General features: G+C 29.8%; 22 protein-coding genes. 21 read left to right on the plus strand and 1 reads right to left on the minus strand.

The features are described from left to right. Positions 1–89: 89 nt before the first annotated feature. From dnaK to ppdK, 20 genes are all read left to right on the plus strand, one after another. Positions 90–1,943, plus strand: coding sequence for a molecular chaperone DnaK (dnaK, locus tag HF850_RS07555; protein WP_169104859.1), 1,854 nt, complete (start codon positions 90–92; stop codon positions 1,941–1,943). A gap of 250 nt (positions 1,944–2,193) precedes the next feature. Further along, positions 2,194–3,327 carry a molecular chaperone DnaJ gene (gene dnaJ, locus HF850_RS07560; RefSeq protein WP_169104860.1) on the plus strand — a complete coding sequence of 378 codons (1,134 nt, stop codon included), beginning with the start codon at positions 2,194–2,196 and terminating at the stop codon, positions 3,325–3,327. Positions 3,328–3,452: 125 nt separating this feature from the next. Further along, positions 3,453–5,003: a nitrite/sulfite reductase gene (locus HF850_RS07565; RefSeq protein WP_169104861.1), complete on the plus strand. Its 1,551-nt coding sequence runs from the start codon at positions 3,453–3,455 to the stop codon at positions 5,001–5,003. Between the two features lie 196 nt (positions 5,004–5,199). Next, on the plus strand, positions 5,200–5,862 hold the full coding sequence (trmB, locus tag HF850_RS07570) for a tRNA (guanosine(46)-N7)-methyltransferase TrmB (protein ID WP_169104862.1): 663 nt from the start codon (positions 5,200–5,202) through the stop codon (positions 5,860–5,862). A 50-nt stretch (positions 5,863–5,912) separates the two neighbouring features. Then, complete coding sequence (gene prmA / locus HF850_RS07575) at positions 5,913–6,857, plus strand: 50S ribosomal protein L11 methyltransferase (RefSeq protein ID WP_169104863.1); 945 nt, start codon at positions 5,913–5,915, stop codon at positions 6,855–6,857. Between the two features lie 20 nt (positions 6,858–6,877). Next, the gene (locus HF850_RS07580; RefSeq protein WP_169104864.1) at positions 6,878–7,645 is read left to right on the plus strand and encodes an RsmE family RNA methyltransferase; all 768 of its coding nucleotides are present in this window, start codon (positions 6,878–6,880) and stop codon (positions 7,643–7,645) included. After that, the gene (gene mtaB / locus HF850_RS07585) at positions 7,645–9,051 is read left to right on the plus strand and encodes a tRNA (N(6)-L-threonylcarbamoyladenosine(37)-C(2))-methylthiotransferase MtaB (RefSeq protein ID WP_169104865.1); all 1,407 of its coding nucleotides are present in this window, start codon (positions 7,645–7,647) and stop codon (positions 9,049–9,051) included. Before HF850_RS07580 ends, mtaB begins: the two co-directional genes overlap by 1 nt. A gap of 107 nt (positions 9,052–9,158) precedes the next feature. After that, complete coding sequence (locus tag HF850_RS07590; protein ID WP_169104866.1) at positions 9,159–9,503, plus strand: histidine triad nucleotide-binding protein; 345 nt, start codon at positions 9,159–9,161, stop codon at positions 9,501–9,503. A 138-nt stretch (positions 9,504–9,641) separates the two neighbouring features. Beyond that, complete coding sequence (rpsU, locus tag HF850_RS07595) at positions 9,642–9,818, plus strand: 30S ribosomal protein S21 (protein WP_169104867.1); 177 nt, start codon at positions 9,642–9,644, stop codon at positions 9,816–9,818. A 34-nt stretch (positions 9,819–9,852) separates the two neighbouring features. Further along, positions 9,853–10,305 (plus strand): GatB/YqeY domain-containing protein, encoded by a 453-nt coding sequence (locus tag HF850_RS07600; RefSeq protein ID WP_169104868.1) that lies wholly within the window; start codon positions 9,853–9,855, stop codon positions 10,303–10,305. Positions 10,306–10,446: 141 nt separating this feature from the next. Next, complete coding sequence (yqfC, locus tag HF850_RS07605; protein WP_169104869.1) at positions 10,447–10,725, plus strand: sporulation protein YqfC; 279 nt, start codon at positions 10,447–10,449, stop codon at positions 10,723–10,725. 8 nt (positions 10,726–10,733) lie between these two features. Then, on the plus strand, positions 10,734–11,864 hold the full coding sequence (yqfD, locus tag HF850_RS07610) for a sporulation protein YqfD (RefSeq protein WP_169104870.1): 1,131 nt from the start codon (positions 10,734–10,736) through the stop codon (positions 11,862–11,864). Between the two features lie 32 nt (positions 11,865–11,896). Beyond that, positions 11,897–13,984, plus strand: coding sequence for an HD family phosphohydrolase (locus tag HF850_RS07615; RefSeq protein WP_169104871.1), 2,088 nt, complete (start codon positions 11,897–11,899; stop codon positions 13,982–13,984). After that, entirely contained in the window at positions 13,984–14,490 is a 507-nt protein-coding gene (ybeY, locus tag HF850_RS07620; protein WP_169104872.1) for an rRNA maturation RNase YbeY, read from the plus strand. The genes HF850_RS07615 and ybeY overlap by 1 nt, the downstream gene beginning before the upstream one ends. A gap of 242 nt (positions 14,491–14,732) precedes the next feature. Continuing rightward, positions 14,733–15,434, plus strand: a complete 702-nt coding sequence (locus HF850_RS07625) for a diacylglycerol kinase (RefSeq protein ID WP_169104873.1) — start codon at positions 14,733–14,735, stop codon at positions 15,432–15,434. Between the two features lie 362 nt (positions 15,435–15,796). Then, complete coding sequence (era, locus tag HF850_RS07630) at positions 15,797–16,687, plus strand: GTPase Era (protein WP_169104874.1); 891 nt, start codon at positions 15,797–15,799, stop codon at positions 16,685–16,687. 3 nt (positions 16,688–16,690) lie between these two features. Continuing rightward, entirely contained in the window at positions 16,691–17,440 is a 750-nt protein-coding gene (gene recO, locus HF850_RS07635; protein ID WP_169104875.1) for a DNA repair protein RecO, read from the plus strand. Positions 17,441–17,446: 6 nt separating this feature from the next. Further along, positions 17,447–18,103 (plus strand): DUF4342 domain-containing protein, encoded by a 657-nt coding sequence (locus tag HF850_RS07640; RefSeq protein ID WP_169104876.1) that lies wholly within the window; start codon positions 17,447–17,449, stop codon positions 18,101–18,103. Between the two features lie 200 nt (positions 18,104–18,303). Further along, positions 18,304–18,942, plus strand: coding sequence for a helix-turn-helix transcriptional regulator (locus HF850_RS07645; RefSeq protein WP_169104877.1), 639 nt, complete (start codon positions 18,304–18,306; stop codon positions 18,940–18,942). Between the two features lie 100 nt (positions 18,943–19,042). Then, positions 19,043–21,670, plus strand: a complete 2,628-nt coding sequence (gene ppdK, locus HF850_RS07650) for a pyruvate, phosphate dikinase (protein WP_169104878.1) — start codon at positions 19,043–19,045, stop codon at positions 21,668–21,670. 71 nt (positions 21,671–21,741) lie between these two features. Here ppdK and HF850_RS07655 read toward each other — a convergent pair whose 3' ends face one another. Next, a complete protein-coding gene (locus tag HF850_RS07655; protein WP_169104879.1) occupies positions 21,742–22,818 on the minus strand; it encodes a CotS family spore coat protein in 1,077 nt (358 codons plus the stop codon). Positions 22,819–23,039: 221 nt separating this feature from the next. On the opposite strand from HF850_RS07655, the gene HF850_RS07660 reads away from it, so the two are divergent. Next, the gene (locus tag HF850_RS07660) at positions 23,040–24,068 is read left to right on the plus strand and encodes a deoxyguanosinetriphosphate triphosphohydrolase (protein ID WP_169104880.1); all 1,029 of its coding nucleotides are present in this window, start codon (positions 23,040–23,042) and stop codon (positions 24,066–24,068) included. Positions 24,069–24,094 lie beyond the last annotated feature (26 nt).

Consider the following 24,094-nt stretch of genomic DNA (forward strand, 5'->3'; position numbering starts at 1 on the left):
AATCATTGATAAGTTAAATAGCTAAACACTAAAATATTGTTAATATAAATTGAAAATAAACTTGAAAAGTTTTTAGGAGGGAATATATTATGGCAAAGATTATAGGTATAGATTTAGGAACTACAAACTCATGTGTAGCTGTTATGGAAGGTGGAGAACCAACAGTTATCACTAACTCAGAAGGTGCAAGAACTACTCCTTCAGTAGTATCTTTCCAAGCTAATGGAGAAAGATTAGTAGGTCAAGTAGCTAAAAGACAAGCGATTACTAATCCAGATAGAACAATTATCTCAATAAAGAGACATATGGGAACATCTTATAAAGTTAATATAGATGGAAAAGAATATTCACCACAAGAAATTTCAGCAATGATTCTTCAAAAAATCAAAGCTGATGCAGAAGCATACTTAGGTGAGCCAGTAAATCAAGCAGTTATAACTGTACCAGCATACTTCAATGATAGCCAAAGACAAGCAACTAAGGATGCAGGTAAGATAGCAGGTCTTGAAGTATTAAGAATAATCAACGAACCAACAGCAGCATCACTTGCTTATGGTTTAGACAAGATGGACGAAGCACACAAAATCTTAGTATATGACTTAGGTGGTGGTACTTTTGATGTATCTATCCTTGATTTAGGTGATGGAGTATTTGAAGTATTATCTACAAACGGAGATACTAAACTTGGTGGAGATGACTTTGATGAAGCTATCATGAAATATATAGCTGACACATTCAAAGCTGAAAATGGTATAGACTTAATGCAAGATAAGATGGCAGTTCAAAGATTAAAAGAAGCTGCTGAAAAAGCTAAAATAGAATTATCATCTTCTCAACAAACAAACATTAACTTACCATTCATCACAGCAGATGCAACTGGTCCAAAGCATATTGATTTAACATTAACTAGAGCTAAATTCAATGAATTAACTCATGATTTAGTACAAAGAACAATTGAACCAATGAAGAAAGCATTAGCTGATGCTAAATTATCATTAAGCGATATAGATAAAGTAATCTTAGTTGGTGGATCTACAAGAATCCCAGCTGTTCAAGAAGCTGTTAAGAACTTTACAGGAAAAGAACCATCTAAGGGAGTTAACCCAGATGAATGTGTTGCAATGGGTGCTGCAATTCAAGCTGGAGTACTTACAGGAGAAGTTAAAGATGTAGTATTACTTGATGTTACTCCATTAACATTAGGAATTGAAACTGCAGGTGGAATAGCTACTCCATTAATAGAAAGAAATACAACTATTCCAACTAAGAAGAGCCAAATCTTCTCAACTGCTGCTGATAACCAAACTTCAGTTGAAATCAACGTAGTTCAAGGTGAAAGACAAATGGCTATGGATAACAAGTCATTAGGACAATTCACATTATCAGGAATAGCTCCAGCTCCAAGAGGAATTCCTCAAATCGAAGTAACATTTGATATAGATGCTAACGGTATTGTTAAGGTATCTGCTTTAGATAAAGGAACTGGTAAAGAAGCAAATATCACAATTACAGCTTCAACTAACTTAAGCGAAGAAGAAGTAGATAAGGCTGTAAAAGAAGCAGAAAAATTTGCTGAAGAAGATAAGAAGAGAAAAGAAAAGATTGAAACTCAAAACCAAGCTGACCAAACAATCTATCAAATAGAAAAAGCTTTAACTGAAGCAGGAGATAAAGTAACTGCTGATGAAAAATCAAGCGTTGAAGCTAAAATTGAAGAACTTAAGAAAGTTAAAGATAGCGAAGATGTAGAAGCAATCAAAGCTGCAATCGAAGCTGTTAACCAATCATTCTATCCAATAGCTACTAAGATGTATCAACAAGCTGGTGGAGCTGAAGGTCAAGGATTTGATCCAAATGCTGCAGCAGGTGGAGCACAAGGTCAAAGTGCAGCACATGATGATAATGTAGTAGATGCAGATTTTAAAGTAGATGAAGATAAATAATAGGGTTTACTAAAATCTGATTTAAGATATAATATTACAGGGAAGGCAAATTAGTCTTCCCTTTTCTAAGATAAAAATATAACATTTGATAAGGTGTAATTGACAAGGTATAATCGAGAAGAAAATATAGAAATTAATATATTCTAATATGTAATTAATAATGTTTAAAGAAATTCTATGAATTTCATCATCAAACTGTCAATTTTCAACTTTCAATTGTCAATTAAATTAATGGTGGTGAAAATCAAAAATGGCAAGTAAAGACTATTATGAAGTGCTTGGACTTAAAAAAGGTGCAAGTGAAGATGAAATAAAAAGAGCCTTTAGAAAATTAGCCGTAAAATATCATCCAGATAGAAACCAAGGTAATGCTGAAGCAGAAGAAAAGTTTAAGGAAATAAATGAAGCATATCAAGTTCTTTCAGATCCTGAAAAGAAAGCTAAGTATGATCAATTTGGATCTGCAGCATTTGATGGAAGCGGAGGCTTTGGCGCTGGTGGATTTGGTGGATTCGATGGCTTTGATATGGGAGGCTTCGGAGATATTTTCGAATCATTCTTTGGAGGCGGTGGCGGAAGCTCTGCAAGAAGAAATGGTCCAGTAAGAGGTAATGATATTGAATATACTCTAACATTAACTTTTGAAGAAGCAGTATTTGGTGTAGAAAAAGAAATATCTGTTACTAGAAATGAAAATTGTGAACATTGTAATGGTTCAGGAGCAGAACCGGGTACAGATGTTAAAATTTGTCCAACATGTGGTGGATCAGGTCAAGTTAGAGTACAAAGACAAACTCCACTTGGAAGCTTTGTATCTACTTCAACATGTAACCACTGTCATGGAACTGGTAAGATTACTGAAACTCCTTGTAAGGAATGTAAAGGTAAGGGCCAAGTAAGAAAGACAAGAAAAATAAAAGTTAATATACCAGCAGGTGTTGATACTGGAAATGTAATGCCTTTAAGAGGACAAGGAGAACATGGATTAAGAGGAGGAAGTCCTGGAGATCTATATGTTAAGATTAATGTTACTCCATCTAAAACATTCACAAGAAAAGGAAATGATGTTTATATAGATGCACATATTTCTATGGCTAAAGCGGCTTTAGGTACAGAAATAAAAGTTGCAACTGTTGATGGAAATGTTAAGTATACAGTACCAGCAGGAACTCAATCAGGAACAATGTTCAGATTAAAAGGTAAGGGTATACAAAAAGTCAACTCAAGTGGTAAAGGAGATCAATATGTAAAAGTTATAGTTGATATTCCTAAATCATTAAATAAAGAACAAGAAGAAGCATTATATGCATTTATGAAAGCTTCAGGTGAAGAACCAGATGCTGCAACAGGAACTCATAAGAAGAGATTCTTTGGTAAAAAATAAATAGAATATAAAAAGAGCTGTTTATGAATGAAAATAATCATAAACAGCTCTTTTGATTTGTATTTTTTCTTTAAAATATATAAATACTAACTACGAGTATATTATTTTAAAGTGAAGGTGATTAGGTGAGTGAATTAAAAGATGAATTGTTAGGTGAAATAGATCAACTTAGAGAAAATGGAATACGTTTTTTAAATGGTGATATTTCAAAAATGGAATTTAAACATATATCATGTGGTTTTGGGGTATATGCAGAACGTAATAAAAAGACTTTTGTAGTCAGACTAAGGATACCTTCAGGAATAACAGATATAGAAGAATTAAAATGGGTATATGAGAAAGCAAAAGAATGTGGTTTAGAAAAGATTCACTTAACTACAAGAGAATCAATTCAATTTCATAATTTGTCTATAGATGATGTGTGTTCTATTATTAGGGAAGGTATTAAAAGAAATATTTATACTAGAGGTGCAGGAGGAGATTATCCAAGAAATATTGCAATGTCACCACTTGCAGGAGTAGATAAGTTTGAAGCTTTTGATGTTACTCCATATGCTCTTGCAGTAAATAATTATTTTTTAAGAAGAATCACTTCTTATAATCTTCCAAGAAAAATAAAAGTATCATTTTCAAGTAGTAATATGGATTTAGGGCATTGCAATGTAACTGATTTGGGATTTTTAGCAGTAAATAAGGATGGAAAAGAATATTTTAAAGTGTATATGGGAGGTGGACTTGGTCAGAATTCTAAGCTTGGAATTGAGTATGATGAATTAATAGAGCCCAAAGATGTTTTATACTATATTGAAGCGATGGTAAGATTTTTTATGGCAGAAGGTGACTATAATAACAGGGCTAGAGCAAGAATAAGATATATAGCAGATAGAATGGGAAAAGAAGATTTTGTTAAGGAATATAAAAAGTATTTAAATGAAGTTATAGAAAAAGAGGATCTTACTTTAAATTTAGAGCCTAATATATGCACTAAAGAAGGAATTGAAACAGAAATAAAAAATAAAAGGCTTATAGAACAAAAGCAAAAAGGTTTATATAGTGTATATTTTCATCCAATAGGAGGACAATTTCAATTAAAGGATTTAAAAGAAATATTAGATGTAGTTGAAGAAGTTAAGAATATTGAGTTAAGACTTACAATGACTGAGGGAATTTATTTTAGAAATCTTAATGGAAAAGAAGCAGAGAAGTTACTCAAACTTACAGAAGGACGTGGAGGAGAAACTCATTTAGAGCAAAGTGTATCATGTATAGGAGTTCCAATATGTCAGATGGGTCTTTTGAATTCTCAAAAAGTATTAAGAGATATTATAGATTACTTTAGAGAAAAAAGAATGACCAAAGATATTATTCCAAGAATACATATTTCAGGTTGTATGAATTCATGTGGAATTCATCAGGCATGTCAGCTTGGACTAACAGGGAGAAAGAAGAGAGTTGATGGTGAACTTTCTGATGTATATGAATTACATGTTAATGGTTCATTTGAAGATGGTAATGCACGACTTGGAAAGATATATGGAGAAATTCCAGAAGCTGAAATACCCAAATTCTTATATGAATTAGCATTGCTTATTGAACCTAAAAATATTAACTTTAATGATTATTTAGAAAAGTATGAAGAAGAGTTTGATAAATTAGTGGGGAAATTTGTTAGATAGTATATAACAACAATAAATTAATAATTACTATATGAAAGATTAATTATAACTTTAAATAACTCATGAGTATTAAGTAAAGAATGTTCATGAGTTTTATTTATGAAAATAAATTATTAGCTATGATGCAATAAAATTTTGCAATATAGATTTATATATGTATAATTATTATGAATGATAAAAGATGGAGTGAAGTGAAATGAGACTTAGGAAAAAACCATGGGCAAGACCTGAACTTGAAAGTTGTGATTTTTTTATAGTTAATCCTAAAGAGTATAAGGGTAAGTGGAAAGAACTTTTCGGAAACGATAAACCTATATATTTAGAACTTGGATGTGGAAAAGGCACATTTATGGCAGTGCATGGTTCACAAAATCCTGACATAAATTATATTGCAATTGACATAAAAGATGAGGTATTGGTACTTGCAAAAAGAAATATAGAAAAAGCATTTGAAGAAGCAGGAAGACCTGTTGTAGATAATGTTAAGCTAATGGCTCAAGAAATACTTATAATAAATGAAATTTTAGGTGAAGATGACTGTATTGATAGAATATACATAAATTTCTGTAATCCATGGCCAAAGGATAGACATAAGAAAAGAAGATTAACACATAATAGACAATTAGATCAATATAGAACTTTCTTAAAGGATAAGGGAGAAATATATTTCAAGACCGATGATGATGAATTATTTGAAGAATCTCTTGAATATTTTAAAGAAAGTAAGTTCACAATTAAGTATATAACATATGATTTACATAATAGTGACTTTGAAGGAAATGTTCCTACAGAGCATGAAAATATGTTTACTGAACAAGGAATTAAAACTAAATTTTTAATTGCGGTTAAGGAAAATTAATTTATTTTATATGCTAAATAAATATAAGAATATAAGAAAGGAATTCGAAAATGGAAGGTATTTGGATAGAAGTAAGTGTAGTTACAAAAAGTGAGGCTTTAGAAGCAATCTCAGGAATATTTTATGGATTAGGATGTCCTAATGTTGCAATTGAAGATCCTCAAGATTTATTATCAAGAGATCAAGGGCCTTTAACTTGGGATTTTGCAGATATAAATATATTAGAGCACAAAGGTAAAGCAGCAGTTGTTAAAGCATATTTTTCACAAGATGATAAAGTTGAAGAAATCGTTGAATATACAAAAGAAAAGCTTGAAGAATTAAAAGAAATGGGATTTGATATAGGTGAAGGTGAAGTAACTTATAAAGAAATGCATGAAGAAGACTGGGCAAATAATTGGAAGAAGTATTATAAACCAGTGAAAATAACTGATAAGATTGTTATCAAACCAATTTGGGAAGAATATTCAAAAAATGATGGTGAATTAGTTATCGAATTAGACCCAGGAATGGCATTTGGTACAGGAACACATGAAACTACAAGAATGTGTATTCAAGCCTTAGATAAATATGTAGAAAAAGATACAACTGTATTTGATGTTGGATGTGGTTCTGGTATTCTTGCAATAGCTGCAGCTAAACTTGGAGCAAAACATGTTGTTGGTGTAGATTTAGATCCAGTAGCCGTTGATTCTTCAAAAGAAAATATTGGATTCAACAATTTAAATAATATTGAAGTATTAGAAGGAAATTTACTAGACGTAGTTGATGGAAAAGCAGATATTGTTGTTGCAAATATAATAGCTGAAATCATTTGTGTCTTAACTCCAGATGTTAAGAAAGCATTAAATGAAGGTGGTTTATTCATAACTTCAGGAATAATTCATGACAGAGTAGATATGGTTGTAGAAAAATTAAAAGAATGTGGATTTGAAGTATTAGAAATAAATAAAGATGGGGAATGGAACTGTATAGTTGCTAAAGCTATAGGTTAGGACAGGAGGTAATCTTCAAAGTGCATAAATTTTTTACATCTCAAAATAATATTACTGATACTCAGGGAATAATCTTAGGAGATGATGTTAAGCACATTTATAAGGTACTAAGACTAAATGAGGGCGAAAAAGTAGTATTAAATGATTGTGAAGGAACAGAATATTTAGGGAAAATAAATACTATAACTAAGAATGAAGTTGTAGTAGATATTATAGAAAAACTTGATATAAATAATGAAAGTAGAGTTAAAATACATCTTTATCAAGGTCTACCAAAGGGACAAAAGATGGATCTTATAGTTCAAAAAGGAACTGAACTTGGTATATATAAATTTATTCCTACCATAACATCAAGGGTTGATGTGAAACTTAAAGGTGAATTCAAGAAACTTGATAGATTAAATAGGATAGCGCTTGAAGCTTCAAAGCAGTCGAAAAGAAGTATAATTCCTAAGGTAAATGAAGTGATAAATTTTGATGAAGCATTAAATGAATTAAAAAATATGGACCTTGTTTTGGTTCCATATGAAAATGCTGAAAACTTTGGGATAAAAACTTTAATGAAAAAACTTAATGATGAAAAAGTAGACTTAGATTCAATTAAGAACATAGGAATTGTTATAGGGCCTGAGGGTGGATTTGAAGAAAATGAAATAGAAATATTAAAAGAACAAGGCGCATACATAATTACTCTAGGAAATAGAATATTACGTACTGAAACGGCTGGGTTTACAGCAACAGCCTTAGTTCAATATGAATTAAGTGATTTAGGAGGTACACTTGCGTAATGGATGAAAACAATATAAACATAGTAAGAGCAAGTAGTGAAAAAACTAAAATTAAAAATTCACCTAAAATATCTATAAGCAAAAAAAATACAGAAGGTAAACAGCTTGTAGCATTTTCAACATTAGGATGTAGGGTGAATCATTATGAAACTGAGGCTATGGCTGAAAAGTTCATAAGAGAAGGATATGAAGTTACTGATTTCAATAATTATGCAGATGTATATGTAATAAATACCTGCTCAGTAACTAATATGAGTGATAAAAAATCAAGACAAATAATAGGTAGGGCAAGAAGAACTAATCCAGAAGCAATCATTGCAGCAGTAGGATGTTATTCACAAGCTTCACCTGATGAAGTTGCAAAAATTGAAGGTGTAGATGTAGTTCTTGGAACTAGAAATAAAGGAGATATTGTTTATTATGTAAATAAGGCTAAGGATGAACAAAAACCTCAAATGATGGTTGGAGAAGTTTTAAGAAATAAACAATTTGAAGATTTAAATATAGAAGAATTCCAAGATAAAACAAGAGCGTTCTTAAAAATACAAGATGGATGTAACAGATTTTGTTCATATTGTGTAATACCTTATACAAGAGGAACAACTTGTTCAAAAGATCCAGAAAAGGTTCTTAATGAAATAAGACAACTAGCTGAACATGGATTTAAAGAAATAATATTATCTGGTATACATACTGCTTCTTATGGAGTGGATTTAGAGGGAGATATTACTTTAGTATCTTTATTAGAGGAAATTGAAAAGCTAGATGGAATCGAAAGAGTTAGAATTGGCTCTATTGAACCATCATTTTTTACAGATGAAGTTATTGAAAAGATTAAAAACATGAAGAAGCTTTGTCCTCAATTCCATTTATCTTTACAAAGTGGATGTGATGCTACATTAAAGAGAATGAATAGAAGATATACTGCAAAGGAATATGAAGAAGCAGTACAAAAGATTAGACAAAATTTAAAGGATGCATCTATAACAACAGATGTTATTGTTGGATTCCCTGGAGAAACAGATGAGGAATTTAACGAAACATATGAATACTTAAAGAGATTAAAACTTACAAAAACTCATGTGTTTAAGTATAGTCAAAGAAAAGGAACTAAAGCTCATGATATGCCAAATCAGGTGGATGGAACTATTAAAGAAAAGAGAAGTAAGGCTTTAATTGAACTTAATGATAAGAATGAAGCTGATTTTAGTGAATCTTTAGTAGGAAGAGAAATGGATGTCTTGGTTGAACAAGAAGTATCTAATAAACCAGGTGTATTTGAAGGATATACTAGAAACTATGTTAAAGTAGAAATTCCAGGATGCTGTCCAGAAAGTGTCGGAAAAATAGTTCAATGTAAAATTGAAGAAGCAAATGGTGATTACGTAACTGGAAAATTATTATAATATTTTGATATAATAAGTTCTGATAGTGTATGGAAATAATAGATTATAAACGAAATTTAATTTATTGTTACACGTAATTATAGAAATTATTCGAAGGAGGTGAATTCATGGAAGATTGTATTTTTTGTAAGATAATAAAGGGAGAAATTCCAAGCAGTAAAGTATATGAAGATGATAAAGTATATGCTTTTAAAGATATAAATCCAGAAGCTCCTGTACATTTATTAGTGATACCTAAAGAACATATTGAGAGTGCTAATGCCTTAAATGAAAATAATATTGAAATAGTTTCACATATATTTAAGGTTATTAATAAACTAGCAGTAGAACATGGTATTTCCGAAAATGGTTATAGAATAGTTAATAACTGTGGGGAAGATGGAGGACAAACTGTAAAACATTTACATTTTCACGTGCTTGGAGGAAGAAACCTTCAATGGCCTCCAGGCTAATAGTCAAAAAATAGTGAGAAATCTGTATAGATTTTTTCGTAATTTCTTGACAGTAATTATTTAAATATTGTATAATACAATATGTGTTATTAAGCCCATAGCTGAGTTAATTTAAGCTAGCGGAGGGAGGGATATTAAATGTCAGAAATCAAAGTTGGAGAAAACGAAACACTTGAAAGTTCATTAAGAAGATTTAAGAGAAAATGTGCTAGAGCTGGTGTTATTTCAGAAGTTAGAAAGAGAGAACACTACGAAAAGCCAAGCGTAAAGAGAAAGAAAAAATCAGAAGCTGCTAGAAAGAGAAAATTCAAATAGTAGATAATGATTTCCTTTGAAAGAGGGTTTAAATATGTCAAGTATTAAAGATAGATTACAAGAAGATTGGAAAGCTGCTTTAAAGACAAAGGATAAATTTACAGCTAACGTAATTAGTACTGCTAAATCTGCTGTATTATTAGTTGAAAAAACTGATAATAGAAAGCTAGAAGATGATGAAGTTATAACTATATTAGCTAAAGAAGTCAAGCAAAGACGTGAGTCTATGGTTGAATTTGAAAAAGGAAACAGACAAGATTTAGTTGATGCGTGTAAAGCTGAAATAGAAATTTTGTTAAAATACCTTCCTCAACAGTTAGGTGAAGAAGAGATAAAACAAATAGTAAAAGAATCAGCTGAAGAAGTGGGTGCAAATAGCATTAAAGATATGGGAAAAGTTATGTCAGTTGTCAGACCTAAAGTAGTAGGAAGAGCTGATGGTAAACTTGTAAGTCAAATCGTTAAAGAATATTTAAATAATAAATAATAGAAGAACTCAAGTTTTCTTGAGTTCTTTTATTATTTATTATTATTTTTATGTAAAATAAACCTTAAATTTATATGTTGTGCATTAAATCAACAATCCTATCATAAATTACAATGAAGAAGTTTATGTGGGAGGATTAATATGGAGGAAAGATTTCGAAAAAATAGGGAAAAGATATTAAATAAACTTGATTTTCCAAGTGATATATCTTTAGACTTACCTAAAATAATTGTAATAGGAAATAGAGAAATTACAATAGAAAATCATAAAGGTATAATGGCATTTGAAAATAATATGGTTAAGATAAATTCTAGAATAGGTCCTATAATAGTCAAAGGAGAAAAATTTGAAATATTATTTATTGGCGAAACGAGTATGACTATAAATGGAATCTTTAAGGGAATTTCATATGAAGGGTAATGGTTAGAATGTTTGATAAACTAAAAAAAGGTGAAATTGCCATAGAAATAAGTGCCTTAAATCCTGAAAGAATTTTAAATGCTCTGTGGAATAGAAATATTTATACAGGGCATGTAATTAAACTAAACTTAACAACTATTAGGTTTATAATAGATTTTAGTGATTATAAAGAAACTGTAGATGTTATAAAAAGATTAAAAGGAAAATTTAAAGTTGTAGATAAAAGTGGAGGGATTCTTTTATTTATATTATTGAAGAGAAGAATATCCCTAATAATAGGAGGTATATTGTTTTTTGTAGTAATTTATGTTATGTCTAATTTTATATGGTCAATACAAATAGATACGAAGAATAATATATCTCCATTTGAAATAAGACAGCAACTTAATGAAATAGGAATTAAGCCAGGGCTTAAAAAGACAGACTTAAATGTATATGAAATAGAAAGAAAAATGGAAAATTTAAATGATCAAATAATGTGGATTAGGACAAGAATTGAAGGCTCTACATTAAAGCTTGTAATAGAAGAGAAAATTAATCCTCCATCATTAGAGGAAAATGAAAATCCTAATGAAGTAGTTGCAAAAATGGATGGAGAAATACAGAGGGTATATACTTATTCTGGGAATGCAGCAGTGAAACCTGGAGATATAGTTAAAAAAGGAGATACATTAATACTTGGAGTTCAAGGAAGAGAAGGGTTTGAGAGAGAAGTAAAACCTAAAGGAACTGTTATTGCTAATACATTTTATGAAAAAGATATGGAAGTACAGATAAATGGTGATAAACTTACTAGAAGTGGAAACAAGAAAAATGAAATGTATCTAAATGTTTTTGGTAAAAAAATTTACTTAAAAAAAGTTTTAGATAGATATAAATATTATGATAAAATAGAAGAAAACAATGGATGTTTTAACAAAACAATATATTTTGAAAAGAAGCCTGAAAAAGTAAATGAGGATAAAGACAAAGCAGTTAATGAAGCTAGCAGAAAGTTAGAGCAGTCATTGAGTAAAACATTAAGCAACGATAGTAAAATAATAGATAAAAAGATTACTATTGATAAAATTGATGAAAATAATATTATGGTAAGAGTTCTATTTACTGTACAGCAAGATATTGCAAAGGGAATTTCATAATGTATTTGATGTAAGATGAAAAGGTGAGTAACATGAATAATAAAAAAAATAGTGTTAGAAAAATAAGTGATAAATTTAAGCGGAATTTATTATTTATAGGTGTTTTTGTGATTGCATATATATTAATTGTAACTGCAGTAACACCAAAGCAATATAGCTTAGAAGTCGGTCAGATACCTATGCAGGACATAAAGGCTCCTAGGGATACAATTGATGAAGAAGCTACCAGAAAGAAGGAAGAACAGGCTGTAGCAAAAGTAGATAATCAGTATACTCAAAAAACAGAGGTGAAAAATACAGCTGAAGATAATATAAAAGATTTATTTTCAAAATTAGTAGAATTGAGCGATAGTAATGCCTCACAAAGTGATAAGATATCTCAGCTAAAAGGAGTGGGAGGTATTACATTATCAGATAATCAATATGCGATATTGTTAGCTATACCTAAAGAAGATTTAGATGGTATACAACAAAAGATTATTAATATTATTGATAATGCATATAAAAAGAATATTGGTGAAGATGAGGAAACTGAATTAAAACCGGCTAGAAAAAATGCAGTAAATGAAGTAGAAAAACTTAATCTTAATGCAAATCTTATTGAAGTATTAGGTGAAGTGGTTGAAAAACAAATTAATCCTAATTTTTTCCTTGATGATGAAAAGAAACAAGAAATGATTAATGAAGCTAAAAAAAATGTTACTAAAGTTATGATAAAGCAGAATCAAATAATTGTTAAAGAAGGTGTTCCAGTTACACAAGAACAATTAGATATATTATCAGATTTGGGAATGCTTGATAATGATAAAGAGTCAAAATATGCTTATGTATATATAATTTTAGTTTTGTTCTTATCATCAATATTGTTTTTACAATATAATTATATATATAGAAATTATAAAGATATTTACAATAATACTAAAAAACTTGTATTAATAAGTGTAATAAATTTAGGATCATTAGTATTAGCAAGAGCTATTGGAAGTTTTTCGCCATACCTTATTCCATTTGCATGTGCACCAATGCTGCTTACATTGTTGTTAAATTACAAAATTTCTATGTTTGTAAGTATATTAAATATAATACTTATTAGTGCAACAAATAGTTTTGATGTTCAGGTTATAATAGTTGGAGTAGTAACTTCGTTATTAGGTGCAACTTTACTCAAGAAAATGCAGCAGAGAAATGATTTGATTTATTCTACAGGATATATAGCTATAGTGGGTTCAGTACTTACATTATCAACTGGAGTTCTTATATCAAGTGATTTTGTTGAAGTTCTTATGAAGAGTGGTTTTGCATTTATAGGTGGAGCACTTTCGGGAGTATTAGCACTTGGAATTTTACCATTTTTAGAAGGATCATTTAATGAAGTTACAACATTAAAACTTCTAGAACTCTCAAATCCTAATAATGTATTACTAAAGAAATTATTGATGGATGCACCAGGAACATACCACCATAGTATGCTTGTAGCAAATTTAGCAGAGATGGCGTCAGAGGAAGTAGGAGCAAATTCAGTTGTGACAAGAATAGGAGCTTACTATCATGATATAGGAAAGACTCAAAAACCATATTTCTTTGCAGAAAATCAGATAGGGGGAGATAATCCACATAATAATCTTGATCCAGAACTAAGTGCAAAGATTATTATTTCTCATGTTAAAGATGGTATTGAGCTTGCTAAGAAATACAATATACCAAGTGTAATTCAAGATATTATTGCTCAACATCATGGTACTACACTTGTAAAGTATTTTTATTACACAGCTAAAAATAATGCTGAAAATCCTGATGATATTAAGGAAGAAAATTTTAGGTATCCTGGACCTATTCCAAATAGTAAAGAATCAGGAATAATAATGCTTGCTGATAGTGTTGAGGCAGCAGTACGTTCAATAAAGGAACCAAACGAAGATAAAATAAAGGAAATGGTTAATAATATAGTTAATGACAAATTATCTTCAGGACAACTAGATAATTGTGATCTTACTATAAATGATATCCGAAAGATTAAAAAGTGCTTCCTTACAGCATTAAATGGAATTTATCATCACAGAGTTGAATATCCAAAGGAAAAAATAAAAGAATTAAATAATACGAAGGAGAATGAAAAGTAATGATTTATGTGGATAATAGACAAGAAAAGATAGAAGCAGATGAAGAATTAGTTTCTTTATTGAAAAAGGTAATTGAATTTACCCTTAAAGAAGAAGAAGTTGAAGTAGACTGTGAAGTTTCATTGCTTTTTGTTGATAATGACGAAATAAGAGAAATAAATAATGAGACTAGAGGGATAGATAGGGCTACGGATGTTTTATCATTTCCAATGCTTGATTATGAAAATAAGAAAGTGTTTAAAGAAATATACAAAAATTATGAGTTTTCACAAAGTGACTGCGATGGAGAAGAACTTGTTTTAGGAGACGTTGTTTTATCTTTAGAAAGAGCATTAGAGCAGTCAAAAGAGTTTAATCATTCCTTTGAAAGAGAAGCTTCATATCTTGTAGTACATTCTATATTGCATTTACTAGGATACGACCATATGGAAGAAGACGATAAGGTTGTTATGAGAAAAAGAGAAGAGGAAATTTTAAATAAATTAAATATAACAAGAGAAGATTAAAACAGTTATCAGTTAACAATTAACAGGTAACAGTTTCAGGAAAAAACAGCGAACTGTTTTTTAATATAAATTACATAAGATATTCTTTTGAATATCTTATGTAATTTTTTGTATAAGGAGTATAATAGTAATAAGTTACTTATGATATAGATGTATGGTGTAAGGTATATTATAAATAGTGGTTAATGGGTATGAGTTAATTGTTACTTGATAACTATTAACCGAAAAGTTGGGTGTTTAAGATGAAAATGAAAAAAGTTTTAGATAGTTTCAACAATGCGATAAATGGAATAATAGATACAGTAAGAACAGAAAGAAATATGAGAATACATTTAGTAGTGTGTTTAGGGGTACTTGTTGCTTGTTTTTTCTTTAATATAACAAAGTATGAGTTTCTTGCCCTTGCAATGACTATAACTATGGTTATAAGTGCAGAGCTTGTAAATACAGCTGTTGAAGCTACAATTGATATGACTACTAATTATTATCATCCTCTAGCTAAGGTTGCAAAAAATGCTGCGGCTGGTGCAGTGCTTGTAACAGCGTTAAATGCTGTACTTGTAGGATATGTGATATTTTGGGATAAACTAAGCTATATTTCATATTCTTTGATTAATACAGTTAAAAGCTCTGAGCCATATACAATATTTATTGTATTAGTTATAGTATGTATTGCTACAATAATTGTAAAGGCAATTTTTGGGGAAGGAACGCCGCTTAAAGGTGGAATGCCTAGTGGGCATAGTGCTTTAGGATTTTCAATAGCTACAGCTATTTCTCTTATTACTGAAGAACCAACATGTATACTTTTAAGTTTTATCTTAGCTGTAATAACAGCTCAGAGTAGGGTTGATTCTGAAGTTCATACAGTATTTGAAGTAGTGGTAGGAGCAGTGTTTGGAATTCTTCTTACGTTATTTATCTTTACAGTGTTTAGATTATAGGAATTTTAACTCACATATATTGTTTTTTGAAAATTAAAAAACTAATAATTTTAAAGATATGCTTAAGGTGTATCTTTTTATTTTTGTATATAGTTTAGATAAATTGAAAAAGTATCAATTTAATAATTACAATATATAATAAAAAAGTAATGATTATTTTTCAATTAGAAATATATTATAGTATATGTTAGTAACTAACTAATAATATTAGATTACCTAGTTAGTAATTGTAAATTGTAAATTGAAAATAAATAGAGTATACTATTTATAAACTAGCATAATATAAAGATTAAGAAGAAATATAAAATCTTACAAAGAAGCTTAACTTAATTTGATAAGAAAAAGCTATTTAAGGAGGAAAAATGTTTAAATCAGGATTTATATCTATAGTGGGCAGACCGAATGTAGGAAAGTCTACTTTATTAAATTATATAATGGGTGAAAAGTTATCAATAGTTTCAAATAAACCTCAAACAACAAGAAATAATATTCAGACAATATTAACTGGTGATGATTTTCAGATGATTTTCGTTGATACACCAGGAATACATAAGCCTAAGCATAAGTTAGGTGAATTTATGGTTAATTCAGCTAAAGAATCAACAAAAGATGTTGATTTAGTTTTATTTTTAACTAATCCAGATGATGAAATAGGAAGAGGAGATAAATTTATTTTAGAAACTCTAAAAAACAAAAAGTGCCCAGTATTTTTAGTTCTAAATAAAGTAGATGAAAATACACAGGATAGAGTTGCAAAAAGCCTTGCAATGTACTCAGAAGCATTTGAATTTGATGAAATAATACCTATATCAGCAATAAAGGGTAAAAATGTTGATACACTTCTTGAATTGATGAAGAAGGCTATGCCAGAAGGACCTAAGTATTATCCAGACGATATGATAACAGATGTTCAAGAAAAATTTGTTGTATCTGAAATTGTAAGAGAAAAAGCATTAAGAACATTAAGAGATGAGGTTCCTCATGGAATAGCTGTAGATATAATTCAAATGAAGCAGAAAGAAAATGGAACATATCATATAGAAGTAGATCTTATATGTGAAAAAGATTCACATAAAGGAATAATAATAGGTAAAAATGGTCAGACACTTAAGAGAATAGGTGAAACTTCAAGATATGAGCTTGAAAGATTTCTACATGCAAAAGTAAATATAAAGATATGGGTTAAAGTTAGAAAAGAGTGGAGAGATAATCAGCTCTTATTAAAGGAATTAGGATATAAGAAAAATAAATAGGAGATGGTTAATCTGGCAGTTTTTGAAACTAAGGCTGTTGTGATAAAAACTCAAGATTATAGAGAGAATGATAAGTTAGTTTGGTTTTATACTGAAAAATTGGGAAAGATAAAATCAATAGTGAGAGGAGCTAAAAAGAGTAAAAGTAAATTTTTAGCTCTTACTTTGCCTTTATGCTATGGTGATTATATGGTTTTTCAGGGGAAAAATCTATATACTCTACAGGAAGGAAAGATACTCAATTCATTTCAAGGACTATTGGGGAATTTGGATAAACTTACTTATTCATCGTATCTATGTGAATTGATTGATATTGCATGTGTAGATAATGAAACTAATGTACAGTTATTTAGGGATTTTATCACAACATTATATCTTCTTAATACTGATGCTCTTGACTATGAACTGCTTGTAAGGGCATTTGAGTTAAAATTATTAAAAGCAACAGGATACAATTTGATATTGGATAATTGCAGTATATGCAAAAAGAAAATATCTGCTTCAAATTATATAAGTCTTTCTTATTATGGTGGAGTATGTGAAGAGTGCCCTAAGGAACATGGTTTATATATATCAAAAGGTGCATATAATGCCTTAAGATTTTTAAAGAATATGAATATGGATAAACTTTATAGACTAAACTTAAATAAGGAGATAAAAGCAGAGATTGAAAAAGTTACTACATTTTTGATATCTAATAATTATGCTAAAAAACCTAAGAGTTTAGAGATGCTGAAATTTATTAAGGAGTGATGTAGAATGGAAAAAATAACTTTAGAAAAAGTTGATATGATTAGAGAAAGGACAAAGGTAACATATGCTGAAGCAAAAGAAGCGTTAGAAGCATGTGATGGTGATGTATTAGAAGCATTAATTTATATTGAAAAGAATAATAAAGATAAAATTGCTGTAAGCAATTCTTGTAATGATTTTAAAGGTGACTGTAAAACTGCTATATCTATTGAAGAATTAAAAGCTTGGTTTAAAGAATTAATTGCAAAAGGAAATGTAACAAGAATAAAAATCAAGAAAGATGATGAAGAATTAGTAGATATTCCTGTAACTGCAGGAATAGCAGCTGGAGTGATTGCAGTAGTAATACCACCAATACTTGCAGCTGGAATTATAGCAGCTATAGCAACTAAAATAACAATAGAAATTACAAGAGAAGATGGAACTGTTGAAGTAATAAATAAATATGTATCAAAAGTTACAAATGAAGTTAAAGCTAAAGCAACTGATTTAGCCGATAAAATGAAGAATAAAGTCAATGAAGTAAAAGAAGAAAATATATGGAATAAGAGTAACACTAAAACTAATGGTAAAAGTGCAGATGAAGGTGTTGTATATAGTTATACAGTAAAATTTGATGATGAAGATCAGGAGAAAAATGATAATTCTCAAGATGGAAAATAAATTGAATTCTTAGGAAATATAGAGATAAAAAACTAAAAAAATAATATAAAATTACTATATAAGAAATATTTGTGAAATTTGTTTGATTTTTCTGAAAATTTAATCTAGTAAAACAATAATTACATGATATAATAAATTTGTAATCCAAATTAAAGAATAAATTACAAATATTTCTTGTATGTATAGAAAGAGGGATTAGGTTGAAATTATCACCTAGACAGGAAGAAATAATAAACTTAGTAAAAGAAAATCAGCCAATAACGAGTGAATCATTGGCAGAAAGACTTGGGGTTACAAGAGCAGCGCTTAGAGCAGATCTTGCAGTTCTCACAATGATAGGAACATTAGATGCTAGACCTAAGGTGGGTTATGTGTATTTAGGAAAGTCATCTAGTGGTTTGGTTTACCAACATATAAGTAAAATAAAGGTATCTGAAATAATGTCAAAACCAACTACAGTAAGTGAAGATACAATGGTGTATGATGCAATCGTATTCTTATTTTTAAATGATGTGGGAACTCTTTTTATTGAGAATAATGGAGTACTTACAGGTGCTGTATCAAGAAAGGACTTTTTAAAAATATCTATAGGAGGAACGGATATTCATAAAGTTCCAGTAGGTGTAATTATGACTAGAATGCCTAATATAATTTGTGCTTCTAAAGATGATAATGCATATGATTTAGCTAAAAAAATAATAGAGCATGAAATAGATAGTATACCAGTAGTTGAAAGAATTAATGATGAAGAGGGAAAAGAACAGGTGAGGATAATTGGTAAGGTTTCCAAGACTAATATTACAAAATTATTTGTTAAACTTGGAAGCAATGGGGAATAAAAAAATAAAAAATGGGAATTATTTATTAGGGTAGCTGCAATGTATAAAAAGCATTGTTAGTATATATTGAGAAATTTATAAGAAAAGAGGGAGTATTGAGATGACAAAGAAATACGTATATCTTTTTAGTGAAGGAAATGCTTCAATGAGAAACTTGCTTGGAGGAAAGGGCGCTAACTTAGCAGAAATGACTAATTTAGGAATACCAGTTCCTCATGGCTTTACAGTAACTACTGAAGCATGTACAAGATACCATGAGGATGGCAAGACAATTTCACCTGAAATTCTAGATGAGGTATATGCAAGTTTGAAAAAACTTGAAGAAGCTACAGGTAAGAAGTTTGGTGATAATACAAATCCTCTATTAGTCTCAGTAAGATCTGGTGCAAGAGTATCAATGCCTGGTATGATGGATACTATATTAAATTTAGGATTAAACGATGTAGCTGTTGAAGCTATGGCTGGTTTAACAAACAATCCTAGATTTGCATATGACTCATACAGAAGATTTATTCAAATGTTCTCAGATGTTGTTATGGGAATAGATAAGAGATTATTTGAAGATAAAATTGATGAAATGAAAGAAAGTAAACATGTTCAATATGATACAGAATTAAATGCTGATGATTTAAAAGCATTAGCTACTGCGTTTAAAGAAATATATAAAAAAGAAAAAGGTGAAGATTTTCCACAAGAACCAAAAACTCAATTAGTAGAAGCCATTAAGGCTGTATTTAGGTCATGGGAAAATCCAAGAGCAATTGTTTATAGAAGGTTAAATGATATTCCTGGTGAATGGGGAACAGCTGTTAATGTTCAACAGATGGTTTTTGGTAATAAAGGTAATACATCTGGTACAGGAGTTATATTCTCTAGAAACCCAGCAACAGGTGATAAAGGTATCTTTGGTGAGTATTTAATGAATGCTCAAGGTGAAGATGTTGTTGCTGGTATTAGAACACCACTTCCAATAGGAAAATTAGAAGAGCAAAATCCAGAAATATATAAACAATTAGTTGGTATTATTAATACACTTGAAAATCACTATAAAGATATGCAGGATATGGAGATAACTATAGAAGAAGGAAAGTTATATTTCTTACAAACTAGAAATGGTAAGAGAACAGCTCCTGCTGCATTAAAGATAGCTGTTGATTTAGTTGCTGAAGGAATGCTAAGCAAAGAAGAAGCTATTTTGAAAGTAGAACCAAAACAGTTAGATACATTACTTCATCCAGCATTTTTAAGTGAAGATTTAAAGAAAGCAGAACCTATTGCTAAGGGGTTGCCTGCATCACCAGGAGCTGCATGTGGTAAAATTGCATTTAGTGCTGATGAAGCAAAAGAGAGAGCTGCTGCTGGTGAAGATGTAGTTCTTGTAAGATTAGAAACATCACCTGAAGATATTGAAGGTATGATTGCTGCAAAAGGAATACTTACTGTAAGAGGAGGTATGACTTCACATGCTGCAGTTGTAGCAAGAGGAATGGGTGCATGCTGTGTTGCAGGATGTGGTGCAATTAAAGTGAATGAAGAAGCAAGAACAATTGAAGTTGCAGGAAAGACTTATACTGATAAAGATTTTATATCGTTAGACGGTACTACTGGTAATGTATATGGAGAAAGAATAAAAACTGTTACTCCAGAAATTTCAGGACATTTTGCAACATTTATGTCTTGGGCTGATGAAATAAGAAAATTAAAAGTTAGAACTAATGCAGATACACCAAGAGATGCTAAACAGGCAGTTGAATTTGGAGCTGAAGGGGTAGGACTTTGTAGAACTGAGCATATGTTCTTTGCAGAAGATAGAATTATGGCAGTAAGACAAATGATTACATCAAAAGATGTAGATCAAAGAAAAGTTGCATTAGCCAAGATTCTTCCAATGCAGAAATCTGATTTTAAAGGTATTTATGAAGCTCTTGAAGGAAGACCAGTAACAATTAGATTATTGGATCCACCATTACATGAATTTTTACCAAGTGTTGATGAAGATATAGAAGCTTTGGCTAAAGAGATGGGTATTACTTTTGAAGAATTAAAAGCTACTGTAGCAGAACTTCATGAGTTCAATCCTATGATGGGTCATAGAGGATGCCGTCTTGCAGTAACTTATCCAGAAATAGCAGAAATGCAGACTAGAGCTATAATGGAAGCTGCTATTGAAGTTAATAAGGAAAAGGGATATAGCATAGTTCCTGAAATAATGATTCCATTAGTTGGGGAAGTAAAAGAATTAAAATATGTTAAAGATGTTATAGTTACAACTGCTAATAAGGTTATTGAAGAAAATAACGTTGATATGAAATATAAAGTTGGTACTATGATTGAAATACCAAGAGCAGCTCTTACAGCTGATAAAATAGCAGAAGAAGCTGAATTCTTCTCATTTGGTACAAATGATTTAACTCAAATGACATTTGGATTCTCAAGAGATGATGCAGCTAAGTTCTTAACTTCTTATTATGATAGTAAGATTTATGAACAAGATCCATTTGCTAAATTAGATCAGATTGGTGTTGGCCAATTAGTTAAAATGGCTGCAGAAAAAGGAAAAAAGACTCGCCCAGATATACATCTTGGAATTTGTGGTGAGCACGGTGGAGATCCATCATCAATTGAATTCTGTCATAATATTGGATTAGATTATGTATCTTGTTCACCATTTAGAGTTCCACTTGCAAGACTTGCAGCAGCTCAAGCACAAGTTAAAAATCCAAGATAATATTTTTTGAATATAATAATTTAGATTATAAAAGCCTATGAGAGTTAATAAAATCTCATAGGCTTTTTATATTATATATTTAATGTCAAATTTGAATTGAATGCAAGATTTATTTCCTTAAGAAGATTTACAGAAAATTCATATTGATTGTTAGTTCTTTTGATAGAGGAATTTAGTAGAGTTAAAAATGAGGATTTATTGCATTTGTGTATGTTTTTATAATAATCTCTTGATATCTTCCAATATTTTTGAGGGAATGAAATATATGATAATATATAGTAAAAATCTGATTGTGTCATTGGAGATATACTGTTATATGTTTTTAAAATCGACATTGCAAGTGGAATATCCCATTTTGTATTTTCTCTCTTTAGTATTCTTCGCATAAAATAGCCTAAGTCTTTCATTGAATAATCTGTTTTACATTTATCAAAATCAATTATCCATGGATTTAAATCTTCAGGGAAAAGTAAATTTTTATTTACATAATCCCCATGACATAAGGAACGGCTTAATTGGTCATGATGAATTTTGGAAGCAAAATCTAAAGATAGCTCAGCAAGTTTTATACTTGTATCGAAGCTTGAAATAAACTGTCTTGAAAATTTATCTCTATATTTAAAGGCTGAATTAGATGTTTTTAATAAATCCTCAAAATGTTTAAGGGTAGATATGTAGTAATCATCAAATCCTTCTCTTGAAGAGCTACCTAAAATAGGTCTAAAAGATCGTGTCTTTGAATGTATTTCAGAAAGCTTCTGTATGGCAATAATAACATGGTCCATATTATCAAAACTGCAACGGACTCCATTTACCCATGGAGATAATATAAAAAGCATATTATTATAGTTTACAAAACGGTTTTGGTCAGTTGTAGGAAGTAGTTTGGGAACACGTATATTATTTCTGTAAAGCCATTCACATGCAGAATAAACATAAAGAAGGTCTTCTTTGCTGTAATATACTTTTTTTAAGCAATAACTTAAATTATTATAGTCTACTCTATATACTGCTCTTTGTTTTTCGGTATCTTTAAATTTTATTGTAGAAACTTCAGCGTTATATAAATTATATTTAGGAAGTACAGATTGCTTTATAATTTTAGGAGAAAGGCTTGTTTTATTTGATGGAATAAAATTTGTGCTCATAAATACACTCCTTTTCAAATTGGTAGTGTTAAATAATATTAGAAGTTTTCATTAATAATAATATTAATAATAAGGGATTAATATACGTATAGAATTAAAGAAAAATGTTAAAAAACTGAGTTTTTATATATTATTTTTGTAATTATTGCAAATAATAAAAATAGGTCATAATTAGAGGAATATAGTGATAAATATAGAATACATAAAAAGAGGTGATATATATGAATGTGAAAGAAAAAATTGAGAACTTTGAAAGCTTGACATTAATTAAAGAAGCTTCTTTTTCAGCAAAATCTTTAGGGCGTGAAAAAAAAGAATTAGATGATGAAATGCGTACTTGTTATATGGTAGACAGAGACAGAATTATTCAAAGTAAGTCATTTAGAAGATTAAAACATAAAACACAGGTATATATAAAAACCTCTGGTGATCATTATAGAACAAGACTTACACATACACTTGAAGTGTCACAAGTTGCTAGGAATATTGGAGTTGGAATTGGATTGAATGAGAATCTGATTGAGGCTATAGCACTTGGACACGATTTAGGTCATGTAGCTTTTGCTCATACAGGTGAAGAAGTATTAAATGAATATTTGGAAGAAGGCTTCAGACATAATGAACAGAGTGTTAGAGTAGTTTCAAAACTTGAAAATGGAGGAGAAGGATTAAATCTTACTAAAGAAGTTATAAATGGAATACTTCATCATAGTGGTCTTGGAACTATAAATGATATAACAACTCTTGAAGGTATTGTGGTTAAATATAGTGACAAGATGGCGTATCTTAATCATGATATTGATGATTCAATAAGAGCAGGACTACTTGATTTAAGTCAAATACCTAAGGATATTATAAAGGTTCTTGGATATTATTCTAATCAGAGGCTAAATACATTAATAAGTGATTTTATTAAAACATCAACTCATAATTTAGCTCAGGGTAAGAGAGAAATTGGGTTAAGCAATGAAATAAATGAAGCTATGATTGAACTTAGAAAGTTTATGTTCAAAAATATATATTTAGGGGATACGTTAAAAATTGAAAGAAATAAGGGAAAGTTCGTACTTTATGAACTTATTGAGTATTTTGAAAAACATCCATATGAAATGCCAGAGCTTTATAGTAATATAGTGGAAAAAGAAGGATTAAAACGAGGTGTGACAGATTATATTGCTGGAATGAGCGATGATTATTGCTTGTTATTATTTAATAAGTTGTTTATACCAAAAGTAATTATTGATTATTAAATATTATTATTAGGCATAATAATATC

It is taken from the genome of Clostridium sp. SM-530-WT-3G (assembly GCF_012843905.1).
Taxonomy (GTDB): Bacteria; Bacillota; Clostridia; order Clostridiales; family Clostridiaceae; genus Clostridium.

Coding starts and splice junctions, on each gene's coding strand:
- HF850_RS07625 (WP_169104873.1), top strand. CDS start 14,733: ATGAAAATGAAAAAAGTTTTAGATAGTTTCAACAATGCGATAAATGGA.
- HF850_RS07615 (WP_169104871.1), top strand. CDS start 11,897: ATGAATAATAAAAAAAATAGTGTTAGAAAAATAAGTGATAAATTTAAG.
- recO (WP_169104875.1), top strand. CDS start 16,691: ATGGTTAATCTGGCAGTTTTTGAAACTAAGGCTGTTGTGATAAAAACT.
- yqfC (WP_169104869.1), top strand. CDS start 10,447: ATGGAGGAAAGATTTCGAAAAAATAGGGAAAAGATATTAAATAAACTT.
- mtaB (WP_169104865.1), top strand. CDS start 7,645: ATGGATGAAAACAATATAAACATAGTAAGAGCAAGTAGTGAAAAAACT.
- dnaJ (WP_169104860.1), top strand. CDS start 2,194: ATGGCAAGTAAAGACTATTATGAAGTGCTTGGACTTAAAAAAGGTGCA.
- prmA (WP_169104863.1), top strand. CDS start 5,913: ATGGAAGGTATTTGGATAGAAGTAAGTGTAGTTACAAAAAGTGAGGCT.
- trmB (WP_169104862.1), top strand. CDS start 5,200: ATGAGACTTAGGAAAAAACCATGGGCAAGACCTGAACTTGAAAGTTGT.
- rpsU (WP_169104867.1), top strand. CDS start 9,642: ATGTCAGAAATCAAAGTTGGAGAAAACGAAACACTTGAAAGTTCATTA.
- ppdK (WP_169104878.1), top strand. CDS start 19,043: ATGACAAAGAAATACGTATATCTTTTTAGTGAAGGAAATGCTTCAATG.
- ybeY (WP_169104872.1), top strand. CDS start 13,984: ATGATTTATGTGGATAATAGACAAGAAAAGATAGAAGCAGATGAAGAA.
- HF850_RS07600 (WP_169104868.1), top strand. CDS start 9,853: ATGTCAAGTATTAAAGATAGATTACAAGAAGATTGGAAAGCTGCTTTA.
- dnaK (WP_169104859.1), top strand. CDS start 90: ATGGCAAAGATTATAGGTATAGATTTAGGAACTACAAACTCATGTGTA.
- era (WP_169104874.1), top strand. CDS start 15,797: ATGTTTAAATCAGGATTTATATCTATAGTGGGCAGACCGAATGTAGGA.
- HF850_RS07655 (WP_169104879.1), bottom strand. CDS start 22,818: ATGAGCACAAATTTTATTCCATCAAATAAAACAAGCCTTTCTCCTAAA.
- HF850_RS07590 (WP_169104866.1), top strand. CDS start 9,159: ATGGAAGATTGTATTTTTTGTAAGATAATAAAGGGAGAAATTCCAAGC.
- yqfD (WP_169104870.1), top strand. CDS start 10,734: ATGTTTGATAAACTAAAAAAAGGTGAAATTGCCATAGAAATAAGTGCC.
- HF850_RS07640 (WP_169104876.1), top strand. CDS start 17,447: ATGGAAAAAATAACTTTAGAAAAAGTTGATATGATTAGAGAAAGGACA.
- HF850_RS07660 (WP_169104880.1), top strand. CDS start 23,040: ATGAATGTGAAAGAAAAAATTGAGAACTTTGAAAGCTTGACATTAATT.